This is a genomic window from Paracoccus haematequi (assembly GCF_900631945.1).
GTDB classification, from domain to species: domain Bacteria; phylum Pseudomonadota; class Alphaproteobacteria; order Rhodobacterales; family Rhodobacteraceae; genus Paracoccus; species Paracoccus haematequi_A.
In genome coordinates this window covers 1-282 of sequence record NZ_UZWE01000107.1, presented here as the reverse complement: position 1 = coordinate 282, position 282 = coordinate 1, and the positions used below count along the sequence as shown (strand labels likewise).

General features: G+C 65.2%; 1 protein-coding gene. It reads right to left on the bottom strand.

Going from position 1 to position 282, the window contains the following annotated elements:
• Nucleotides 1-282 (bottom strand): transposase (locus tag PARHAE_RS20900; RefSeq protein WP_206437050.1); only part of this gene is annotated, 282 nt, incomplete at both ends.

The window sequence follows — 282 nt, the reverse complement described above, 5'->3', positions numbered from 1 at the left end:
ATACATCCGGTCCAGTGCCCGGCCTTGCCATTCCCGAACCTCGTCCGGAACCGCGTCAGTGACGCGGCTGATCAGGTCGGGGGAGACCTTCAGGCCGTAGAGATCGAGCAGATGCGCCTGGATGTCGCGCACCGTCAGCCCGGCGGCATAGAGCCCGATGATCCTGTCATCCATGCCGTCAATGCGGGTCTGGCCCTTCTTCACCAGCTCCGGCTCGAAGCTGCTGTCGCGGTCACGGGGCACAGCCACCGGCAGTTCGCCGTCCTGGCCCTTCAGCACCTT